This window comes from Flavobacterium ginsenosidimutans (assembly GCF_037478105.1).
In the GTDB taxonomy this organism is placed as follows: domain Bacteria; phylum Bacteroidota; class Bacteroidia; order Flavobacteriales; family Flavobacteriaceae; genus Flavobacterium; species Flavobacterium ginsenosidimutans.
The window spans coordinates 4411966-4434384 of sequence record NZ_CP147988.1; the positions used below are offsets into that span (position 1 = coordinate 4411966).

The following is a 22419-nucleotide window of genomic DNA, read 5'->3' on the forward strand; positions in this document are numbered from 1 at the left end:
TTTATAACGTTCATTTTAGATATCTACAAGGTTTTGAAAACCTTGCAGGAAACTTATATGTTTTTTTGACACAGACCTAACAGGTTTTTAAAACCTGTTAGGTCTAAATTAACTACGAGTTTGCGTGAGGGATGGCAGTGGAGCTCTCCCGATTTTTCATCGGGAAGCGGGAACGTACAGCCCGACCCGGAGGGACACGCCCAAATTATTTTTTTTTCTAAACTTTATTATACCTACAAGGTTTTGAAAACCTTGCAGGAACGCAGATTAATAAAACAACCAGTCAATAGCTGCTTTTTCTCCTGCATCTATATATCCAACATCACGTGGTGTTATGGTTTGATCTGCATCGATAAAACCTAAAATCAATACTTTCCCTTTTCCTAAATCTAATTTATTTTCGCCTGGCTGGAAAGTGTACGTATGAATGTTTACACGTGGCAAATCTTTCAAATTCATCGCACTTGCCAGAATAACTTCGGCTTGACCGTGCGCATTTCCTGCTGCGTCTGTTTCCAAACTTGGCGGTAATAAAAATCTCTTCTGATCTGAATTGAAATATCCTACCACTAATTTAACCGCTTTTGTATTTCTAAACTTCAAATGTGTTCCTTTTTCGTTTTGATCGTTTTCTACAAAAGAATAACCTCTTAAATTCTGAAGTTCTGGAGCAATTTTAGTTAATTCAGAAATGTCTGTTCCATACACTTTTGTCCCTGTTTTCACTAAATAAGTTCCCGGTTTTTCATCTATAAAAGTTACTTCGGCTGGTTTCCAAGGTTTTCCTTCTTTGGTTTCAATTTTACCATCTTTAGAAGATTTTAGCTTCTCTAGATTTCTTTTAAAATTAGCCAATTCACGCTCATAATGCGGTAATAATTCAGCCCAAGTTTTGTTGTTTCCGTCGTCTCCTCCAATCGGGATTCGGCGTTGAGCAGTCTGCATACTGTTAGCATAATAGTACGTATCTTTTGTTAGTTTTACCAATAACTCATAATACTCAATACTTTTTTCTAAATGAGGCAAAGCTTTGTCTAAGTCAGTAATATCATTTGAATAACTGTATCTTAAAACCAATAAAGCTGCTTTTACTTTTTCTGAGAAGAAATCGGCAAAAGCCTTATAAGCATGCATATCATTTTTAAGACGTTCAAATTCTTCTTTGTCTTTGGTTACACTTGCTTCAGCTTTGTCGATTGCTTCAACAGCTAATCTTCCGTGTTCTGTAATTTCAGCAATAATCTGCGTTGGAAGTTCGCCCGAATGCGGTTCTTTATTCCACTCTTTTTTAGCATATTCTAAAAGCAATTCGCCCGCTGGTCCGCATGATTCGTGGAATCCTGGATAAACTCTCCATTTTGACGGATTGACCAACTGACTTTCAAACATTCCCAACAATAAAGTCTGACGGTTACCTTCTGTAATTCCGAAACGTCTTAATGTTTTTGGAGCAATTTCTCCTGTTTCTTCGTACGCTTTTAAAATGTTATTTGCAGCTTCCTGACTCGTTCCAAATTTCGCTGCTAAATCATTATCCCAATATTTAACTTCTTCGTTTCGATCTCTTTTGCTGTCCCAAGCGTATCTTGCCCAAGCTTTGTACCAAATCCAGTCACGATCCATTTCTAATAAACGTTCTCCCGATTTCGTTTTATCTGCCGAATATGGCCAATCCCAATAAGAAGCCTGCGGATATAAATGTAGCGCATTTGCTCCATGAACACTATGCATCGCTTTTACCGTTTTCTGAATAAAATCTGGTGAACCGTATCTAAAAGGTTCTAAATTAGCCAAAATATGAACGTTTTCAATGTGAATTGATTTAAGGGCACTCAACTGTTTGTGCGTTTCTCCCCAAGGTCCGCCCGGCGTATAAGTCGTTAAAGATTCTCCTGTATATTTACTTTCTGTATATAAGTTTTTGTATAACGGAAGTGATTTTTCCATAACCAAAGGTCCGTCTGTATCGTGAGAACGAAGGATAATTGGCGGTTCTTCTGTTTTTCCTAATGCTTGTAAACCGTCACGAACACCCGGAATAATAGTTTTGGTAAACCATTCTACATCATCATCAACGGTATTGATTGCTTCTCCCAAACAAACCATTAATCCAACATTTGGATATTTTTCAATGAATGCTGCAATAGATTTTCTCGTGTAATCTGACAACAAAGGCGTAATAGGTCTTGAACGATCTTGAGTTTTAATGTTGTAATGCTCTGCAAAAGGCTTAGAAACAATAATATTATAAAACATCTGAATTACCCAGATCCCTCTCTTGTTGGCTTCAACCGTTAAGAATTTATAGATTTCCTCATTCTTTTTGAAATCTTCGTCGCTAACTTCAACTGCAAACGGATATTCTTTTAATTTTACTAAAGAAGCAAAAGGATGACCGTTCCATAAGTACAAAGAGTTCATGCGGTTTTCTACCAGCATATCTAAATATTTTATCCATAAAGCTTTATCATAAAACCACGGGAAAGTTTCTGGCGTATACGGATATTCATAAACATCACGACCTGGAAGATAAACCGGTTTCTGCATTCCGATGCAAGCGCCTCTCAAAACCATTTCTGGACTATCGTCAATATTAATTTCTGAAGGAAATTTTCCTGAAGCTTTAATTTTATCTGTTAATTCTAATGCGCCATACAAAGCTCCAGAAGCATCTGTTCCTTCAATATAAATTACGTTATTCTGAGTGCGAATCTGAAAACCTTCTTTCTTGGTTAATTTGCTATCGTCAATTTTAGCGTTTTTAGCATTTTCCTTCCAGAAATCGGTTCCTTTTTCTCCAATTACAATTACTTTATCTTTTGATTTTTTGAATTTATCAGAAGAAGCTACACTGAATCCTTTTGCTGAAAGGGTTTCTGATAATTTCTCTGCTCCAAATTTTGCTCTTGGCGAACTCGGATCACTCACAACTGTGATGTTCTGCGCTGTCGCGAAAGAGACGTAAAGACATAAAAAAAGTAATTGTAAATATTTCATAGTATGCTGTTTTTGGGTATTCATTCTAAAAATAATCTGCTAAATCTGCCTGATCTGCGTGAAAAATATCTCTCGCAGATTTAGCAAATTCGGCAGATTTATAGTGAAAAATTGTGTTGTTTAACGATTACATATTGATCACTGTTTATTGTTTAATTCTGGAAAATCTTCTTCAAATAAGCTACGTTTGCTCCGTAATTGGCTTTTACATTATGCACTTGCGTTACGTCGCGAGAACGCTCTACAATTAGCCATCCGCTCCATTTCATTTCATCCAAAGTTTGTTTGATTTTTGGCATATCGATCGCTTTGTCATTTTCTAACCAAAACTGATCGGTATTCGAAGCGTGAATTTGAGCTACATATTTCTTTCCTAATATTTTTAGTTCTGATGAAATATCTCTTTTATTATCTAAAGCATTCGCAAAATTGAAAGAGCTTTTAATATATTTTGAGGCAACTTCATCTAAAAGCTTTTTCTCTTCTGTCGCGTCTAAAGACGTTTCAATCGCAATTACACCGCCAATTTTACCAACTTCTTTTCCTGCCCATTGCAGTCTTTTAATTACTTCTGGACGTAGTTCTGGATTTTTAACTAAATCGGTTTGTGTTCCTAACGGAAGATAAGCTACTTTTACTTTCATGTCTTTCATAGCTTTGATACAATCCGTAATCATCGGTGTGATTTCTCTTGTCGCAAAAGACTGTGCATAAAATCCAGACATCGCAATTGAGCTGATTCCAACGCCAGTTTCTTTCGATTTATCTAAAAACTTTTGTCTTTCAACTGGGTCGCCTAGTTTGCTATCAAAAGTTGGTCTATTTCCTAAACCTCCCATATCGAGTTCGATTCCATCCGCTTTTATTTCAGCTGCTAAACCAAAAGCGCCTAATTTTTGTCTTTTTAAAATCATCCAATCGCAAACTGCCACTTTATATTTTTGTTTTTTGGAAGACTGAGCCGTTACACAGCTATTGAATGTTGTTGATAGAACAACAAGCAGCGCAACAATTAAATTTTTATTTAGCTTCATGTTATTTGGTTTTACCATTAAGGCATTAAGGAAATTAAGCTTCAATACTTTTTATAATTATCCATTAGAAAATGAAGAAAATTAAGCTTAGTTTTCTTTTTAAAGAATAAATAGATACAGCAACTTAACTTTCTTAATCTCTTAATGGTTCAATTTATTTTACTCTTCTTCGGCTTTTACCGCTGTAACTACTTTTCCTTCGTCGCCTGGCCAGATTCCGTTTTTGATCGGAAGCGCCACTAATTTGCTTGGATCGATTTTTACATATTTCAGTTTTTCTCTTCTCCAAGTATACACGATATGCACCATTCCGTCTGAACTTTGAATAATTGAAGGATAAGAATATTGGCTGATTTTTGAATCTTCTAAAACCAAAGCAGCATTCCAGTGAATTCCGTCTTTAGAAACCGAAACGTTTAAAGGCGTTCTTGGCCCTTTTGCTTCTTTTCCCGGAGGAAGTACGTGATTATAAACCAGTAAATGTTTACCATCTTTTAGCGTTACAGCATCTGTTCCTGAGTTGTTATTTGGAAGTCCGATTAACTCTACATCCGACCAAGTTTTTCCATTATCTTTTGAAAATGTACTGAAAATAGCTCTATTTCTAGTTCTTCCAATAGCTTGGATGCTTCCGTCTTTATGAAATAAAATACTTGGCTGAATCGCATTGATTTTTTGTTTTCCTCTTGGAAGCGTATCGCCCATTACCCAAGTTTTTCCGAAATCTGGAGTAGATTCCATACGAAGTCTCCAGCCGTCGCCTTCAATGCTTGACGGACATAATAAAGTTCCGTTGCTTAATAAAACTGGTTTATTTTTGATTGGGCCTAAGAAACCGTCTGGCATTTTTTGAGCCTCAGACCACGTTTTTCCACCATCAGATGAAGTTCTGATTACGCCCCACCATTCCGATGGTTTTGGTCCTATTTTGTAGAATAACATTAAATCGCCTCCTGGTATTTGATATAAAACCGGATTCCAAGTTGGTAATCTCGGCCCTTCTTTCATCACACCATCGGCAACTTTTACACCTTCTCCCCATTTATCACTTCCTTTTGGTTTAATGGCCACATAAATGCAAACATCTGGGTGTCTTTCGTGAGTTCCACCAAACCATGAGGCAACTAAATCACCATTTGTAGCTTCGACAATTGTAACGGCGTGGCAAGACGGATAAGGTGCTTTATCATAAATAAATTCATCTACTAAAATTCCTTCTTTCCAAGTCTTTTTCTCTAAAGCCGATTTACAACTTCCTAAAAGGAAAAGTCCAAACAAGACAAATGCTAATTTTGCTAACTTCATTCTTAAATTAAATTATGAATTATTTTTTTTGACTATAAATACATACCCAACATTTTTTTAGGCAAAAATATTTATTAAGTGTAAAAATAACACTAAAAAATTAACAATGTATCCTGTACTGTCCCGAATTATTAAAAATGTAAATTATTTAACGTTTATCGCATAATTACCTGACGAAAGTGTAACTACTGTTTGATTTTTTTCTGTTGAATAAACATAAGAAGTCTTATCTAACTTTTGCTTATTTACAGTTATTGCTGAAACATTCGTTGTTGGTAAATACACAATTGCAGAAGTATTAGCTGGAATCGTAATATTCCAAACCAAAGCTTTTTTATCTTTTTTCCAATCACTTTTAATTGTTCCGTAAATCGATTCGTATAAAGCATTTACATAAGTCAATCCAGCATTAAAATCAGGTTTCATGATAATTTGTTTGAAGCCTGGAGTTTCAGGATTGCTTTTGATTCCTGCCATATTTTCGTAATACCAAATCAGTAAGTCGCCTAAAAGCATGACGTGGTTTTGCGAATTCATTGCAGGATCTGCTGTATTCCCGTTCCAAAGTTCCCAAATGGTTGTGGCACCGTTTTCGACCATATAACCCCAGCTTGGGTATGTTTTATTTGAGGCCAGTTTGAAAGCCAAGTCTCCACGACCAAAATTTGTTAATGTTCGCATTAAAAACTGTGTTCCAATAACCCCAGTGCTTACATGACCGTTTTTAGTCACTTCCACTTCGTGTACCAGATTTTCGAAAACTTTTTGCTCTAATTCTTCTGGAACCATTCCGAAAGTTAAAGGCAGTAAATTAGCCGTTACCGTATTATTAGCATAATTGTTTTTAGCTGCATTAAAATATTTGGCGTTAAATGCTTTTTTTATTCTTGAAGCTAATTCGTCATAATGTTTAATGTCATTTTGCGCATTTGCAATAACAGCAAACTTTTTCATGATATTTAGAAGCTGATAATAAAACGCACTCGAAATCAATTCACCATCTGTTAAACGTGAAGGATCTTTCGAACGAATTAATTCCAACGATTCTGGCGGAACGCACCAGTCGCCGTATTTGTCTTTGGTCATGATATCATCAACCAAATAGTTTTCTTCCATATAATCCATCCATTTTTTCATCGACGGATATTGTTTTTCCACTACTTTTTTATCTCCAAACTGTTGATACAACATATCAGCAACTGTAATATAAGTTCCCGGCCATGTCACATTATCTCCATAATAACGCCAAAACGCAGGCGCAACATCCGGAAGTCCACCATCAATGGTTTGTGAGTTTTTAATATCATCTAACCATTTTGCATATAAAGTCTGATTATCAAATAAGAAACTTTCTCCGTAAGCTCCAGTTGTTCTGTCCCCCAACCAAGGCTGACGCTCGTTTCTCTGCGGACAATCGATTGGCATTCCTTTATAATTTCCGCTGATTCCCCACCACGCATTCTTAAAAATCTGATTCATTATTGGGTTCGAAGAATCAAAAGTTCCCGTTGTAGCAATATCATCGTAAACGACTTTTCCAACGAAATTTTCTAAACTTGGTTTGGTTTTAAATCCTGAAATTTCAACAAATCTGAAACCGTGAAAAATAAAACGAGGTTCCCAGACTTCTTCACCTTCACCTTTTAACGTATAAATATCAGTCGTTTTGGCATCACGTAGATTGGCAATGTATAACGAACCATCTGGCTGTAAAGATTCAGCAAATTTCATCGTGATTTTCTCGCCAGCGTTTCCTTTTACTTTCAATTGTAGCCAACCCACCATATTTTGCCCCATATCCAAGATATAAGTTCCTTTTGGTGTCTGTTTGATCGAAATAGGTTTTACTTCACGTTTTACCTTCATATTCGCCGAAATCTGTCCTTCGTAGAATCCGCCCGGTTCCTGAACATATTCTGCCGAAAGCCATTTTTTATCATTGAAATTAATGGTATTCCAGCCTTTCATTTCTTTACGGGCATCGTATTCTTCACCGTCGTATTCGTTGTTGGATAAAATCGGACCGTCAGTTGTAATTTTCCAAGTATCGTCGGTTCTGATTACGTCTTTGCTTCCATCTGTATATTCTACAAACAACTGCAAAGCCATTTTAGGATATCCAAAAGTCTTGATTTTATAAGGTTTGTAATCTTGACGCATCGTAAAAAAACGTCCGTTTCCTAAAATCGTTCCCAATGCATTTTTACCTTCCTGCAATTGCGAAGTCACATCAAAAACATTGTATTTTACATTCTTCGTATAATCCGTAGGAACGGGAGCTAAAACCTGATCTCCAATTTTATTTCCGTTAATGTATAACTCGTACAAGCCCATTCCCATGATATAAACTTTGGCACTTTTGACTTTCTTCTTCAAGTCGATTTCTTTTCTTAAATATCTGGCCGATAATCGCGAATACTGCGAAATACTATCTCCTGGAGAAGTTTTCTCATAGCCAACCCATCGTGTTGATTTCCAATCAGCATAAGTCAAAATTCCGATGCTGAAATGTGCTGTTTCTTTTGATTGAATTTCTCCTTTATTGGTAAAAATCGTTACTTTCCAATAAACGTCTTGTCGATCTTTTAGCTTTTTTCCGTTATAAATTACATTTACCGATTCATCGCTTTGCACTTTTCCACTATCCCACAAATCTCCATTTCCTGCATTTAGTTTTTCTAAAGATGAAGAAGCTAAAATTTGATAATGAGTTTGTTTTACATCATTTACGCTTGCTTTAATTTTCCAGCTTAGTCTTGGCTGTAAAACGTCAATTCCTTCTGGATTGGTAAGCATTTCGCATTTTAAATCACTCACAATTATTTTGGTTTGGGCTTTCGCCGAAATGGTGAAAAGTGAAATGATTATTGTCAGATGTAAAAAAAACTTTTTCATGATTTTATTTTATTGCCTTTGCGATGATTTTTGTTTCACGCAGATTTGGCAGATTTAAGCAGATGTTCACAGATTTTTATTATCATTTTACAGATTAGATTATGCATCAAAAAATCTATTTTAATCTGCTAAAATCTGCTTAAAATCTGCGTGAAAAATTCTGCGTAACAATTTTTAATTTTATTCAGAAACTAACTTCTCCAATCTTTCAGAAACCGCAATTTCCTTCCCGTTTTTAAAGATCCTAAAACCTTTTCCTTTATGATATTTTTCTCCCGTTTTATCCCAAAGAATGGTAATAATATTTCCATGATACAAAACATTATCCAAACAAAACCAATCCCATTTTTCTTGCGGAATCAACGGATTTACTTCAATCTTTTCATCTGCTCTCGGACGTAAACCAACCAATCCTGTAATCACTAAATCATTGAAAGTGGAATGGTTATAATAACGACTTCTTTCTCTGTCACCCATTAACCAGTAACCTGTTGTTTCGTCTAAATATTCTCCTAAATAGGGTTTTCCACGGTAATATTGCGATTGCACATACAAATCCATTTGCTTGAAATAATCTGTTTTCCCAACAAAATTCTGATTGTAATTATTCAAAACATTGGCTAAAGCCGTTAATGTCTGCGAACTTGCAAATGGCCAAATCGCCCCGTCCCATTCGCAGGTTCCTGTTCCGTGTGTTCTAAATCTTGGACTTCTTCTTTCCGCCGTTGTTAAACCAAACGGAGCCGAAAATCCTTTTTCATCCTTAATCTGCTCCCAGGCTTTTTCAAATCCTTTGTTTTGCTCTGGAAGATTAAAATACCACGGAATAAATCCAATCGCTTCTCTAACTTGTGCTAATGTATCTTTTTCTGTAAAAGTTTCAAAGAACTCACTTTTCTTATTCCACAATTTCGTTTCTACTAATTGTTGCAAAACGTCAGCTTTTGCCTTGAATTTTGCTTCAACATCTTTATCGCCTTTCAATTCAGCCATTTTAGAAATCGCTACAGCATTCCCGTACATATAACTGTTTATCGTTGGTCTTGCATTTTGCACTTTTCTTCCTCCGCTTAAAGATTCTTCCATTCCATCTTTCACATCATGTTGCCAGAACAAACCATCTTTGCGTTGGCGATCTTTTTCCCAAACGGCATAATCGGTAACCATATCTGGATACAAATCCAATAAGAATTTTTCATCTTTATTTACCAAATAACGATTATACAAAGCATCGGCTGTCCAACTGCTGAATTTATACAATTTGTTCATCGGTTTTCCATCATTTCCTCGATACAAAAGCTTCACATCCTGCTCAATGTATTTGGGATCATGAACCCATCTAAATTCGTTAATATGATGTCCCAAAGCACAACTAATCATATTGTATTTATCTGCATAAGAACGATCTACCAAAAACTCTGTAATTGCAAATCCCTGTGGAGTATTCTTAATATGTTTTCGAACGCTCCACCATCTGAAATAATAGATTTCCTCAAAATTCTGCTGTGGGCATTCAAACAACGGAATATTTTTTTCCATCCAAGCCCACGCACTGTCATTCGGAATCGCAAATTTTAAGTTTTCATCTTCCATTGTGTTGAAATAATCCACATAATGTTTAAAGTTTTTTTCTTTTAAAATTACTGATTTTCCTTTTTGAGAATGTTCCGCAGTCGATTTGCAACCGCTGTTTATACAAGCGATTACTATTGAAAGTGCTATTATTTTATGTTTGAAATGTTGTAACATATTCTAATTATTATTTTAAAACTAATTCTTTGGGCGTGTCCCTCCGGGTCGTGCTGTCCGTTCCCGCTTCCCGATGAAAAATCGGGAGAGCTCCACTTCCACCACTCACGCAAGAGACCTTTACGTTTTCTCACTCCTACAAGGTTTCCAAAACCTTGTAAGTGCTATATTTTATTTTTTCAACCCAATCTTGTCATTTCGACGAAGGAGAAATCTTCGTTAGAAACTCGACAAAGATTGGCGATTCACTTTACGGAGTTACTTGTGGAGATTTCTCCTTCGTCGAAATGACAAACTGTCCGTAAAACTGTAAATACCTAACAGGTTTTTAAAACCTGTTAGGATATGAAATTAATTCCCCGTAAAAGTATACGTCTGCCCTGCTTTCATATTCACATCGTAAATATTGTAAGTTGGCAATTGTACTTTAGGCAATTTTGCTTCATTAGAAATAATCGGTTTCTTCACTTCTACATCATAAAACAACGGATTCGAATTTTTTCCTTTTGCTTTTTTAAGCGAAGAACCTTTCAACGTATTCTCAACTTTCAATCTACAGTTTCCTCCTATTTTCGAATAGATTTTCAACTCCGAAACTTTATTATTTTTCCAAGTCATATCAATTACAAATCCGCCTCTGGCAACCAATCCTTTTATACTTCCATCTTTCCAAACTGTTGGTAAAGCAGGCAGTAAATGAATCGCATCTTCCTGACTCTGCATCAGCATTTCGGCAAAACCGGCTGTACATCCAAAATTACCATCAATTTGAAACGGCTGATGTGCATCTAACATATTCGGATACGTTCCGCCACCTTTTCTCTGATCCGCTGTTACCAAATGCAATTGATCCTGAATCAATTTATAAGCGTGATTTCCGTCTAATAATCTCGCCCACAAATTCACTTTCCACCCCATTGACCAGCCAGTAGATTCGTCTGTTCTGTAAATCAAGGATTGTTTAGCAGCTTCAAATAATTCAGGTGTTTTAATTGCTGAAATCTGATTACTCGGATACAAGCCATACAAATGCGAAACGTGTCTGTGATTGTCTTTTGGATTGTCCCAATCGTCCTGCCATTCCTGCAATTGATTGTATTTACCTACTTTCATTGGAGACATTTTTGCCAAAGCATCACTCACCTTTTTCGCATAAGCAGCATCTGGCGAAACCAAAGCCGAAGCTTCGATAACATGTGTAAACAAATCAAAAACCAATTGATTGTCCATTGTTGTTCCCGATGCAATTGTTGCTTTTCCTGTTCCTCCTGCGTGTGTATTTTCAGGCGAACTCGAAGGAACAACAACTAAATATTTTGTATTAGGATCAATAACCATGAAATCTAAAAAGAAATCAGCAGCGCCTTTCATGATTGGATAAATTTCTGCTAAATATTTTTTATCACCAGTATATAAATATCTTTCCCATAAATCCTGACAAACCCAGGCACCGCCCGTTGGCCACATTCCTGATGCTGCTGAATCTACCGGAGCGGTAACACGCCAAATATCGGTGTTGTGATGTAAAACCCAACCATTTGCATTGTACATCATTCTAGCTGTTTCTGCTCCTGTTACACTTAATTCTTTTGCCATTTGCACAAATGGTTCGTGCATTTCCTGTAAATTGGTTACTTGTGCCGGCCAATAATTCATTTCGGCATTGATGTTGGTCGTGTATTTACTATCCCAAGGCGGAGTGACCATATCGTTCCAAATTCCTTGTAAATTGGCTGGCTGTCCTCCTGGCTGTGAACTTGAAATTAAAAGATAACGTCCAAACTGGAAATATAAAGCAGCTAATTGCGGATCAAATTGTTTAGAGAAATCTCTAATTCTTTCGTTTGTTGGCTTTTTAACCAAATCATTTGAACCTAAATCTAAAGATACTCTGTTAAAGAATTTTTGGTAATAATCAACGTGCGCTTTCTTTATAGTTTCAAAATCTTTTGTTTCCGCTTTCGCTAAATAACCTTTGCTTTTCGCAATTTCATCTCCTGAAATATCCTGATAGTTTTTAAAGTTGGTTGCAATCGAAATGTATAAAGTCACTTCATCAGCCTTATTGATGCTTAAAACGCCGTTGCTGGCATCGATTTCTCCGCCTTTGTTTTTAGCCGTTAATCGACCTTGAAATTTTACTTTTCCTTTTACCCCTTCAAAGTTAGTTCCAACTCCCGAAAGGATAATCTGGTTTCCTTCTGTCGAAGCGACGGTTTTATCAATCGGACTGTTCATGAAAACATTACAAGTAATCTGTCCTGGCTGACTTGCAGAGAGTTTCACCACAATAACCTGATCTGAAAATGCGGTTAGAATTTCTCTTGTAAATTCGACGCCATTTACTTTGTATTTTACTTTCGCCGTCGCATTGCTGATATCTAAATCACGGTAATAATCGGTATATTTTTGATGTCCGTTGAATGAAATATAAACGCTTCCAAAAGTCTGATACGGCATTCCGTCATTGGTTTGCGACATAATATCTTTCGTAGCCAAATCTTGCGCTTCGTCAAATTTTCCATCAAAAATAAGCTGTCTTACTTTTGGCAAAGCCTCTATCGATTTAGAATGTGCGTTACTGTTTGGAGAACCCGCCCAAATCGTTTCTTCATTCAATTGCAAACGTTCTACTGCTGGATCACCAAAAACCATGGCACCCAAACGTCCGTTACCCAAAGGCAAGGCTTCGTTCCAGATTGCTGCTGGTTTATCGTACCATAATTTCAGATCACTTTGAGCTGTTGCTGTTAAGGAAAAAATTCCGATACAGATTGCCGCTACTTTAATTTTTAACTTCATAGTATATTTTTTTTCAGCCACGAATTACAGGAATTTGCGCTAATTTCTTTTTAATTTTTAGCCACAGATTAAAAGGATTATTTGGATTTCTTTTTTAATTAAATAATCTGTGTAAATCTTTTTAATCTGTGGCAGAAAAAAAAATTCGTGCCAATTCGTGAAATTGCTTCGCCTGTTCGCTATCGCTCGGGTCGTGGCAACGTCTATCTTATTTCTTAACCTCGTAAACTTTCAGATTTTTTTCTCCGAACATTTCATATAATTTGTTGATGTCTTTCAATGCATTTTTTGGCAGATTTTCAGCTTTGTTTCCAAAAACATATAATTTCTCATAAGGTTCAATCACACACGTCGATTCGTCGATTTCGCCTTTGTCGTTCTTCACTTTATTCAAATCTAAATTTAAATATTTCGCCATAAACGGATACAAAGCCATACGTTTCGAGATTCCGAAATCATGACCTTCTTTTGCAAAATGAGCATTTTCAACTAAATCTTTCTTCCCATATAATTCATAGGTTCTTTGGATAAAGGGAAATTCCAATTCTGGAACTGCTAATGTCCAGTCTTTTCCGTCAGAAACAATCAATTGCGGTTTTGGTGCCATCATCGCTGAGATTTCAGCGTTATTAGTTCCGTTACCGCATAAGTGAATCCCGCGTCCGCTTTCGCATGGACAACCGCCTGAGAAATGAGAAGAAACCATTACAACTGGCGCTGAAACTTTTACTCGATCGTCAATTGCAGCTAAAAACATCGTATGCGACCCCCCACCAGAACCGCCTGTAACGCCAACTCTTGACATATCAGCATTTTTTACCGTTGCTAAATAATCCAATAAACGAATTCCGGTTAAAACCTGAACCGTCGATGCAATACTATTTCTATGCGTTTCTTCTGGAAACTGCAATAACGATTCTCCCCAAGCAAATAAATCATACCCTACAACGATTGCTCCCATTTTGGCCATCATGGCACAACGGTACTGCTCGTCTTTTCTGTATCTTCCGTCGCCAAAATGTCCGTCAGGTGTTAAGATAACAGCTGCTTTTTTATTTAACGGATATGGTTTGTAAATCGATCCTGTTGCATAAACTCCCGGCAGAATTTCCAAAGCAATATTTTCAACACTGTAGTCTTTATAAATTCTTTTTGGAGTTAAAAGTGGTTTAGATTTTGGCATTGGGGGAGCCTTTTCTAATCCAAATGAGGTTATCATACAAGCTTTTAACTCCGTTTTGCGTTTTTCCCATTCTTCTTTAGTCGAATAAAGGTTTTCTAAGTAAAACAAGCGTTCTTTTCCTTTATCAACTGAAACTTTATGGTTTTCATACTTGCGTATGATGTAGGTTCCATCGGGTTGTTTGAAATACATCAATTCAAACGGTGCTAAAATATTAGTCAGCGAAAGTGGCAGATTTCCAGGTTCAATTCTCCAATCGGCATAATCCAGTTCTTTTCCTTTTAATAAACCTCTGTCGTCGTTGATTGTGACGTTAAAAAGAGTTTCTATTTTTTTCAGTGTTTCTGATACTGGTTTTCTAAAATTAGTGTCAGAAGTGCTTTGCGCATTGGCAAATGTCAAAGCAAAAATGGAAACTAGGATGATGTATTTTATTCTTTTCATTATTACATTTTTTTGATTTGCCTCCTGCTTTAGCTGGAAGAAAACAAATTGATTTCTAAAATTGGCTTTAACCGAACTTAATTATTTGGCTAAAGCCCTGTGAATTGTCTTATTTTGAACCTCCAGCTAAAGCAGGAGGCAATTAATTTTTTCTGTTTTTTTTCGAGTTTAATTACAATTCATAACTCATAACTCATAACTACAATTGACATTCTATTGTATAAATTCCTGATCCTAATTCTAAAAATGGCTTTTGAGCTTTTTCATCAAAACCTGCTCTAACTCTTCTATTATCAATTTTTATCTCTGAATTTTTAGCAACTGGTAATTTTACTGTCGCAGTTGTATTTACCGGAATCTGAACTGTCAAAATAAATTTGCCCTCTTTCTTTTCCCAAGAAGAAGCAATTTTTCCGTAAACCGATTGATAATCGGCTTTTACGAAAGTCATATCGCCAACCACTTCCGGCTGAATAAAGAAATGTTTGAAACCTGGTTTTTCAGGATCGGACATAATTCCTGCTAAACTTTGATAAAACCATTCTTCGATCTGTCCTAACATAAAGTGATTCCAAGAATTTCCTTTTCTCGGATCCCATTGCTCTGTTAAAGTGGTCAAGCCAAATTTAATCTGAAAACCATAACCTGGCGCATCGTAATGATTGTGCATTCTGTACATGGTTTCGTTTTCGCCGTTTCTCGCCAGAGTCTGGAATAAATAGCGATTTCCAACATCTCCTGTTGTCAAACGATCTCCTTTTTCTTTGATATCGACTAATAAATTCTTAATTACTGCCTCTTTATACTGTGGTTCTACGATATCCATAAATATCGGAACGGCATTGCTAAACTGGCTGTTTGTTCCGTATTGTTTGGTTTCTTCGTTGAAAAACTCCTTATTGAAAGCCGTTTTAATCTCAGAAGCCAAAGCATTATATTTCTCAAAATCTTCGGTTTTTCCTAGTAATTTTGATGCTTTTGCTACTAAATAAGCTCCATAATAGTAATGAGAAGTAGCAGAAAGCGCAATCGGACTATTTTTAGAATATCCCGCCTGATGTGTTCCGTAATCGTACCAATCGCCTAATCCATGAGAAACGATATGGTTTGTTGCTTTCGTTCCTAAATAATCCACGTAGTTTTTCATTGTAGGAAAATATTTTTCTAATAGTGAAGCATCTCCGTAATATTCATAATACATCCAAGGCAAAATTACGCCTGTAACGCCCCATTCTGGCGAATCGGTAAAATCACCTCCAAAAATTACATATTCAGGAACTATTGTCGGAATTAAACCATTGTCTCTTTGCGAATCAGAAATATTCTGCATGGTTGCGGGAAGGAAATTCTGAAGATTGTAATTAAACATTAATCCAGGCCCATTTAACTGAATTTCTTCCAACCAGCCTAACTTTTCACGTTGCGGACAATCGGTAAAAACGCTTTGAAAATTACTTTTGATCGAGTTATTGATTAGCTCGTGTGTTTTGTTGAAAATCTCATTCGAACAAGCGAAACTTCCTGCTTCTCCAGCCGAATTGTAAATGAAATTCGATTTTAAATCAACCAAAGTTGGAAGCTCTTTATTCTTATCTTCCTTATAATTAATGTTTTCAATCTGAACATATTGATAACCGTAGAAACTAAATTTTGGCGTCCATTCTTCCACTCCATCGCCTTTTAAAGTGTAATCGTAATAGTATGGCTTTCCAGATCTTCCCTGCGCTATTGTGCCCTCTTCATTTAAACCTTCGGCAACCCAAACACGAATCGTTTGTCCTCTTTTTCCTTTTACTTTGATGGTTGGAAATCCTGAAAGATTCTGTCCCATATCAAAAACATAGAAATTCGGTTTAAGCTCTTTTACGGTTTTCACTTCATATTGTTTCTGAATCGTAACTGGCGGAGCTATCTGAGGTCTCAAAACTCCTTTTGGTGCTTCCTGAATGACAACTTTTTTCCAATCTCTATCTTTAAAACCTTTACGATTCCAGTCTTTCTGCTCTAAATTGGCATTGTAATCTTCTCCACCAAAAATACTGTTATAGGTAATCGGGCTTTTGCTGTATTTCCAAGTTCTATCTGATTTTATAATTTCTTCTGAGCCATCATTATACTTAATTTTCATTTTAAAGAATAAAGTTGGTGGGCCAAAACTTACGAAGAATTTGGTATATCTTTCAGCAAGCGTATTGTACATTCCGTTTCCTAAAAGAACGCCAATTACGTTATCGCCTTTTTGAAATTCTTTTGCGCTTAATTCGTAAACATTGTAATTAACCGTTTTGTCGTAGTCTGTCCACAGAGGTGCAAATTGGCTGTTACCCACTTTTTTTCCGTTGATAGTCAATTCGTAATGTCCTAAACCTGAAATGTAAACTACAGCTTCTTTGATTTCTTTTTTTACTTCGAAAGGTTTACGCAACATAATGCTTCTGCGTGCTAAAGAATCGGAAGCATTGATAAACGAATTCTTTTTTTCTCTATTGAAAGTTGCCGTGTGATAAGTTCTACCTTCAGGTAAATGACTGTCGACCTTGGTAATCGCACCAATCCAAACCGGATTTAAATCTGATTCTAATGGAGTGGTTCTGAAAGTAGCCGTTCTACTCCATTTTGAAACTTTTCCTGACTGATTCCAAACTTTTACTTTCCAGAAATATTTGGTTTCACTTTTTAATGGTTTTCCGCTATAAACAATATGCAGATTTTTATCTGTATTTACTCTTCCTGTATTCCATATATCTCCATCGTCATTGTTTAGTTTCTCTTCTGATGAAGCTACTAAAATCAAATAAGCAATCTGTGAAGCATCGGATTCTTTTGAAACCAATTGCCAGCTCAATTTCGGCTGATTCTCCACAACTGCTAATGGGTTTTCTGCCATTTCTGTTGTTAGGCGTACAGGCAGAATTTGTCCTTTAGAAACTACAGTTGCTAGAAGACAAACGGCTAATAATATGTTTTTAAAAAACTTCACTTTGTATATTTTTTTTTCGCCACGAATTCACGAATTTTCTCCAATTATTCTTTGCGTTTTATTTCTCTAATCTTTTTTGCCACAGATTAAAGGATTAATTGGATTATAATCTGTGTTAATCATTTTAATCTGTGGCAAAAATTACGCAACGTTTATAAAATAATTCGTGAATTGCTTCGCCCGTTCGCTATCGCTCGGGTCGTGGCTATTTTTCTTTACAACTTTTTAGTTATCAACGATTCGATATTGAATACTGCTTCTGGAATTAATTTTCCAGTTTGAGGCAGATCGTCGTAATCGTCTGTATCTGGCTCGGTGTCAGGATTTGGGGTATGTCTTTGCTCTCCTGTGCGGAACATAATTCGCTCAAAACCGTCTGTTGGCGCATAAAATATTTTTGTTGATTCTTTTCCATCGTTTACTTTTATAGTGTATTGACGGTTTTTAGCATCTAATTTAACTGTGATTGTATATGCTTTGTTTGCTTCGTATTTTGTAACCGAACTCAAACGAGCACCATTTTTTACCTTTAATTCTCCATCGGAATCAAAAATCAATCTTACAGATGGCAAACCTTGTTTATTTTGAAATTCAATCTGCAATAAACCATGATTATTTTGCTCTGGTTTTACTGTGAAAACAGCTTCCATTTTTGATGCAAAAGGAATAACTCTTTCAGCACGAGAATAGTCAAAATAATCCTGATCTCTTAAAGTCAGCCATTTTTTACCATCAGCTTTCTTTTCAATTTTTGTTGATGCCCACGAAAGATCGTACGTATTCCATAATTTTAATTCTTGTCCGTCTGGAAGATTATTGAAAACGTCATTGGCTTGTTCTTTTACTTCTGAAGTTACAGGAACAGGAACCGATGCCACCCAAATATCTTCTTTATTTACACTATAACCCACCCAAATTTTTCCGTCTGGCGGAGTTCCATTCTTTTCTGTGATTCCACGAACGTATTGCGGACCTGCGGATTTGTAGTTTCCGCCATAACGCATCGGACTTACTTCTCCGTGAACCAATAATAAATCTTTATAATTCAGTCCATCATCGCTTGTTGAAATTGCCAAAGGCCAGCGATATTCTGACGGATTATAAAGCGTCGCATAACGATTGTCTGACGTTTTTTGTCCCCAGATTTTAGCATTGCTGTTTACAAATCCAGGAGCACGCAATGGCATATAATCCCAAGATTTTCCGCCGTCTCTACTGATCGAAGTTAAAGCATGTTTCCATAAACCAACGACATTTCCGTTTGGCAAATGGTAATAGCTGAAAGCTTTATATGGTTTCTGTAACGGAATCAATTCATCGTCACGATCGGCTTCTTCTACCCATTGCTGTAAAACTAAAGGATCTGATAAGATTTCTTCGCAGACTTTTTTCAAACCTTTGTCTTTTGATGTGGTATAAAATGGAAATTTCGATTTCGATTTGTCCCATGTTTTATTGTATCTAATGAAATAAATTTCGCCAAAACTTCCGTCTTTCTTGATTTCACGGATTACACGCCCAATTCCTTTTCCGTCATTTGGATCGTCTTTTTCATCCATTGCGATTCCGTAATATGCTAAGGCAAAAAGTCGTTTGTCTTTTGAAGTATAAAATCCCATTCTTTGGTGCATAATCGCATCTAAGTTTTTTGCAACGCCTTCAACGCCTTCTTTTTTCCATCCGTCTGGAATTCTATAAATTGGAAAAATCACTTCTGGTTTTGTCCACGTTACACCGTCTTTTGAAGTCATTAATAAAGTCTGGCTTGGCGGAATATGTTCGCCCGAAGGATCGCTTAAGTAATGCAAATAAAATGTATTATTCCAATACGCCATCATCGGCTGGTGATTGTATGTCCATCCAAAACCATCCGCTTTTTCAGGATGTTCACGGCTCGCACGCATGATTTGTGTAGCGTGAACTCCAACGGCTGGACTTAACATTCCGTGATGGTAATCGACATTTGAAAGTGTTTTACCAACATAACGCACTGTGTCGTTCTGCGCATTTACAGCAGTACAAACCAGAAGAATTGAGGCTGTGATGATGTTGGTTTTTATGTTTTGGAAAGTAATCATTATTCTTTATCTTTTTATAACTTCTAAGAGACCTAACAGGTTTTAAAAACCTGTTAGGTCTGCTGGAGATAATTTATTTCTTTTCAATTAATCCTTTTAAAACGTCCGCAGAGATTGTTGTAATCGTTCCGTGTTTGTGTCCTTCTGGAAGGCTTATTTTGGAGGATACATCTTCAAAATGAACAAAATCTGTTGTGCTTAACGCTTTATAATTTTTTGAACCGTAATTATCATAATACAACAACCAGTTTTTACCGACTTTCACTACTGTTGGACCTTCTGATAAATATTCTGTTAACGGTTCAGAACTCTTTTCAAACGGACCTAATGGCGATTTCCCAAAAGCAACTTTTATATTTCGCATTGGTCTTGTATTGTCTTTCAAAACCAAAACATAATCTTTCTTTCCTTTTTTGACAATCACACAATCGATTACGCTGAAACCTGGATCGTAATATAATTTTGTATCTGAAAAAGTTTTAAAATCTTTAGTCGTCACGTAATACATTCTGTGGTTGTTTTTCTCATCTTCAACTCCTTTTTCAAATCGGAACGGAATTGTTGATGCCCAGATAATAATGTATTCTTTTTTTACATCATCATAAAAAATTTCCGGAGCCCAAACGTTTACCACTTCTGGTTCGTTTTTCATTACTGGGATATATTGTTGCTCTGACCAATGAATCAAATCTTTTGAACTTGCATAACCAAAACCATTTCCACCTTTCCAGTCGGTTGTCCAAACCATGTGATATATTCCGTCGGCTCCTATTGTGATTGACGGATCGCGCATGATTTTACTGGCTCCGATTTCTGGTTTTAAAAAAGATCCTTCTAAACCTTTCCAGTTGTAACCGTCTTCGCTGTATGCCAAATATAAACCTTCTGTTGCAGGTTCTCTAAACGATGTAAAAAGATATAAATCTTTCTTTTTCTGCGAATAGCTAATCGCAAAAAGTGAAAGGGTTACTATGATGAATATTTTTTTCATGCTTTGTTTTTCTTTCCTGCAAGGTTTTTAAAACCTTGTAGGTATATTTTATGTTTAATCCAGAATCCTATTGATTCCAAAAAAGCCTAATCTTTCTCTCTAGCCCCGATCGAAGTGGAAATCCTTGTAAACTGGGGTTCAGTTTACAAGATTGTAACGAAGAGCGGGACTATGTTTCCAAAAATGCCTGATGCTTCTGCTTCTAATTATTAATACCTAACAGGTTTTAAAAACCTGTTAGGATACGGCTAAATAATTATTCTGTAATTGCTTTTTTATCTAAAGAAGCTCCTTTTTTGATTTTCGTTGTCACGTTATTTAAAACATTGTTTTTCAAGAAAATATTTTTAGTTTCTTTTCCATCCGCTTCGATAAAAATATCGGTTGGGTTGAATGGAAAATTATTGTTGATTAACGCATTCGAAACATTCTCTAATTTGATAACTGGAACTCCTTTTATAGCTGTTGAAGACCCAACATTGTCTAAAATGATATTTTTTGAATCTGAAATTTTGAAAGACGAACCTACAGTTGCGTTAACTTTTACATCGTGAAATTCAACATCTGTGGCCGTACTTACTGTAAAACCTTCTTTTCCATCCATATTAATGTTCGAGAAAGTGATGTTTTGAATAGGCATTTCTGTAATTCCTAAAATCTGTCCAGCTTTGTTTACGTTTGAAGCCGTAATATTGCTCATGTGGATATTTCTGAAAATCGGAGTTTTCTCCGTTACAGGTTCAACTGTAGTTCCTTTATCGTAAAAAAGGCTTAATACAATTGCTTCTTCTTTGATGTTTTTCATGACGATATTATCTACGCGAATATCTTCTACAACACCGCCTCTTCCGCGAGCCGATTTGATTCGGATTCCGCGGTCTGTTCCATCGAAAACACAGTTTGAAATCGTAATTTTTTTGATTCCGCCCGACATTTCGCTTCCGATAACTACTCCACCGTGACCGCTAAGCATGGTGCAGTTTGTTATGGTTACATTTTCTGTAGCTTTACCATATTTACGTCCGTTGCCATCTCTTCCCGATTTAATCGTAATACAATCATCTCCAACACTAATATGGCAGTTTGAAATATGAACATTAGTACATGAAGAAGGATTGATTCCATCTGTATTTGGCGAATGCGGATTGAAAATTGAAATTCCGGTAACGGTTACATTATCACAGAATTCTGGGTTAATGGTCCAGAAAGGTGAATTTTGAAACGTAACGCCTTCAATCAAAATATTTTTGCAGTTATAAGCTTGAAAAAAAGAAGGTCTAAAGAATTTCTTGTCCACCGTTCTTTTGTAATACGGTTCAGTGTAAAGGCCTTTGTTTTGCTCTGCCCACATCGTTTGGTATTTGGTTGGATGAAGTGGTTCTTTCGCTGTTTCGATTCGGTACACTTCATTCCACCATGCTTTTCCTTGTCCGTCAATTACGCCTCTTCCTGTAATGGTGATATTTTCTACATCTTTAGCATAAAATAAGGGTTGGAAACTTTTCATTACAATTCCTTCGTAACGCATTTCTACGTAAGGCAGAAAATCATCGAAATTCTCTGAAAACTTTAAAAGTGCTCCCGAATCTAAGTGAATTGTAATATTGCTTCTTAATGTTAAGGCTCCCGTTAAATATTCTCCTGCTGGAAAAAAGATAGTTCCTCCGCCGTTTTTAGATGCTTTTTCGATAGCATTCTGAATGGCTTGAGTACATTTTATTCCCTTGTTGTTTCCGCCCTCGTTTAGGATATTTAACCAGCCGTCGTTTGCGAAAGCGGTGTTTAATCCGGTTATGAAGCAGAGTATTATTAGTATGTTTTTCATAGTTGTGTTTTTTTTTCTCTCGCAGATTTGGCAGATTGTGCAGATCTTTTTTTCTGCCACTCCCGATAGCTATCGGGATCACAGATTAAAATGACTTTTTTATCTGCTTGATCTGCAAAATCTGCGAGAGTTTTAT

The 22419-nt window shown here is 36.3% G+C and carries 11 protein-coding genes; all 11 read right to left on the minus strand.

Annotated elements, in window-relative coordinates; all coding sequences use genetic code 11:
- Positions 1-267: 267 nt before the first annotated feature.
- On the minus strand, positions 268-2997 hold the full coding sequence (locus tag V6624_RS19160; protein WP_338839833.1) for an alpha-d-galacturonidase: 2730 nt from the start codon (positions 2995-2997) through the stop codon (positions 268-270).
- A gap of 152 nt (positions 2998-3149) precedes the next feature.
- Positions 3150-4031 carry a sugar phosphate isomerase/epimerase family protein gene (locus tag V6624_RS19165; protein WP_338839834.1) on the minus strand — a complete coding sequence of 294 codons (882 nt, stop codon included), beginning with the start codon at positions 4029-4031 and terminating at the stop codon, positions 3150-3152.
- A 159-nt stretch (positions 4032-4190) separates the two neighbouring features.
- A complete protein-coding gene (locus V6624_RS19170) occupies positions 4191-5336 on the minus strand; it encodes a sialidase family protein (RefSeq protein ID WP_338839835.1) in 1146 nt (381 codons plus the stop codon).
- 144 nt (positions 5337-5480) lie between these two features.
- Positions 5481-8231, minus strand: coding sequence for a glycoside hydrolase family 78 protein (locus tag V6624_RS19175; RefSeq protein WP_338839837.1), 2751 nt, complete (start codon positions 8229-8231; stop codon positions 5481-5483).
- A 180-nt stretch (positions 8232-8411) separates the two neighbouring features.
- Positions 8412-9980 carry an MGH1-like glycoside hydrolase domain-containing protein gene (locus V6624_RS19180; RefSeq protein WP_338839838.1) on the minus strand — a complete coding sequence of 523 codons (1569 nt, stop codon included), beginning with the start codon at positions 9978-9980 and terminating at the stop codon, positions 8412-8414.
- A 351-nt stretch (positions 9981-10331) separates the two neighbouring features.
- Entirely contained in the window at positions 10332-12782 is a 2451-nt protein-coding gene (locus V6624_RS19185; protein ID WP_338839839.1) for a glycoside hydrolase family 95 protein, read from the minus strand.
- 208 nt (positions 12783-12990) lie between these two features.
- Positions 12991-14409: an acetylxylan esterase gene (locus V6624_RS19190; RefSeq protein ID WP_111289765.1), complete on the minus strand. Its 1419-nt coding sequence runs from the start codon at positions 14407-14409 to the stop codon at positions 12991-12993.
- Positions 14410-14608: 199 nt separating this feature from the next.
- Positions 14609-17389, minus strand: a complete 2781-nt coding sequence (locus V6624_RS19195) for a glycoside hydrolase family 78 protein (RefSeq protein WP_338839841.1) — start codon at positions 17387-17389, stop codon at positions 14609-14611.
- A gap of 215 nt (positions 17390-17604) precedes the next feature.
- Entirely contained in the window at positions 17605-19467 is a 1863-nt protein-coding gene (locus tag V6624_RS19200) for a six-hairpin glycosidase (RefSeq protein WP_111289761.1), read from the minus strand.
- Between the two features lie 73 nt (positions 19468-19540).
- Positions 19541-20458, minus strand: coding sequence for a glycoside hydrolase family 43 protein (locus tag V6624_RS19205; protein WP_111289759.1), 918 nt, complete (start codon positions 20456-20458; stop codon positions 19541-19543).
- Between the two features lie 256 nt (positions 20459-20714).
- Positions 20715-22283, minus strand: a complete 1569-nt coding sequence (locus V6624_RS19210) for a glycoside hydrolase family 28 protein (RefSeq protein ID WP_338839842.1) — start codon at positions 22281-22283, stop codon at positions 20715-20717.
- Positions 22284-22419: the final 136 nt, after the last annotated feature.

Coding starts and splice junctions, on each gene's coding strand:
- V6624_RS19160 (WP_338839833.1), bottom strand. CDS start 2,997: ATGAAATATTTACAATTACTTTTTTTATGTCTTTACGTCTCTTTCGCG.
- V6624_RS19165 (WP_338839834.1), bottom strand. CDS start 4,031: ATGAAGCTAAATAAAAATTTAATTGTTGCGCTGCTTGTTGTTCTATCA.
- V6624_RS19170 (WP_338839835.1), bottom strand. CDS start 5,336: ATGAAGTTAGCAAAATTAGCATTTGTCTTGTTTGGACTTTTCCTTTTA.
- V6624_RS19175 (WP_338839837.1), bottom strand. CDS start 8,231: ATGAAAAAGTTTTTTTTACATCTGACAATAATCATTTCACTTTTCACC.
- V6624_RS19180 (WP_338839838.1), bottom strand. CDS start 9,980: ATGTTACAACATTTCAAACATAAAATAATAGCACTTTCAATAGTAATC.
- V6624_RS19185 (WP_338839839.1), bottom strand. CDS start 12,782: ATGAAGTTAAAAATTAAAGTAGCGGCAATCTGTATCGGAATTTTTTCC.
- V6624_RS19190 (WP_111289765.1), bottom strand. CDS start 14,409: ATGAAAAGAATAAAATACATCATCCTAGTTTCCATTTTTGCTTTGACA.
- V6624_RS19200 (WP_111289761.1), bottom strand. CDS start 19,467: ATGATTACTTTCCAAAACATAAAAACCAACATCATCACAGCCTCAATT.
- V6624_RS19205 (WP_111289759.1), bottom strand. CDS start 20,458: ATGAAAAAAATATTCATCATAGTAACCCTTTCACTTTTTGCGATTAGC.
- V6624_RS19210 (WP_338839842.1), bottom strand. CDS start 22,283: ATGAAAAACATACTAATAATACTCTGCTTCATAACCGGATTAAACACC.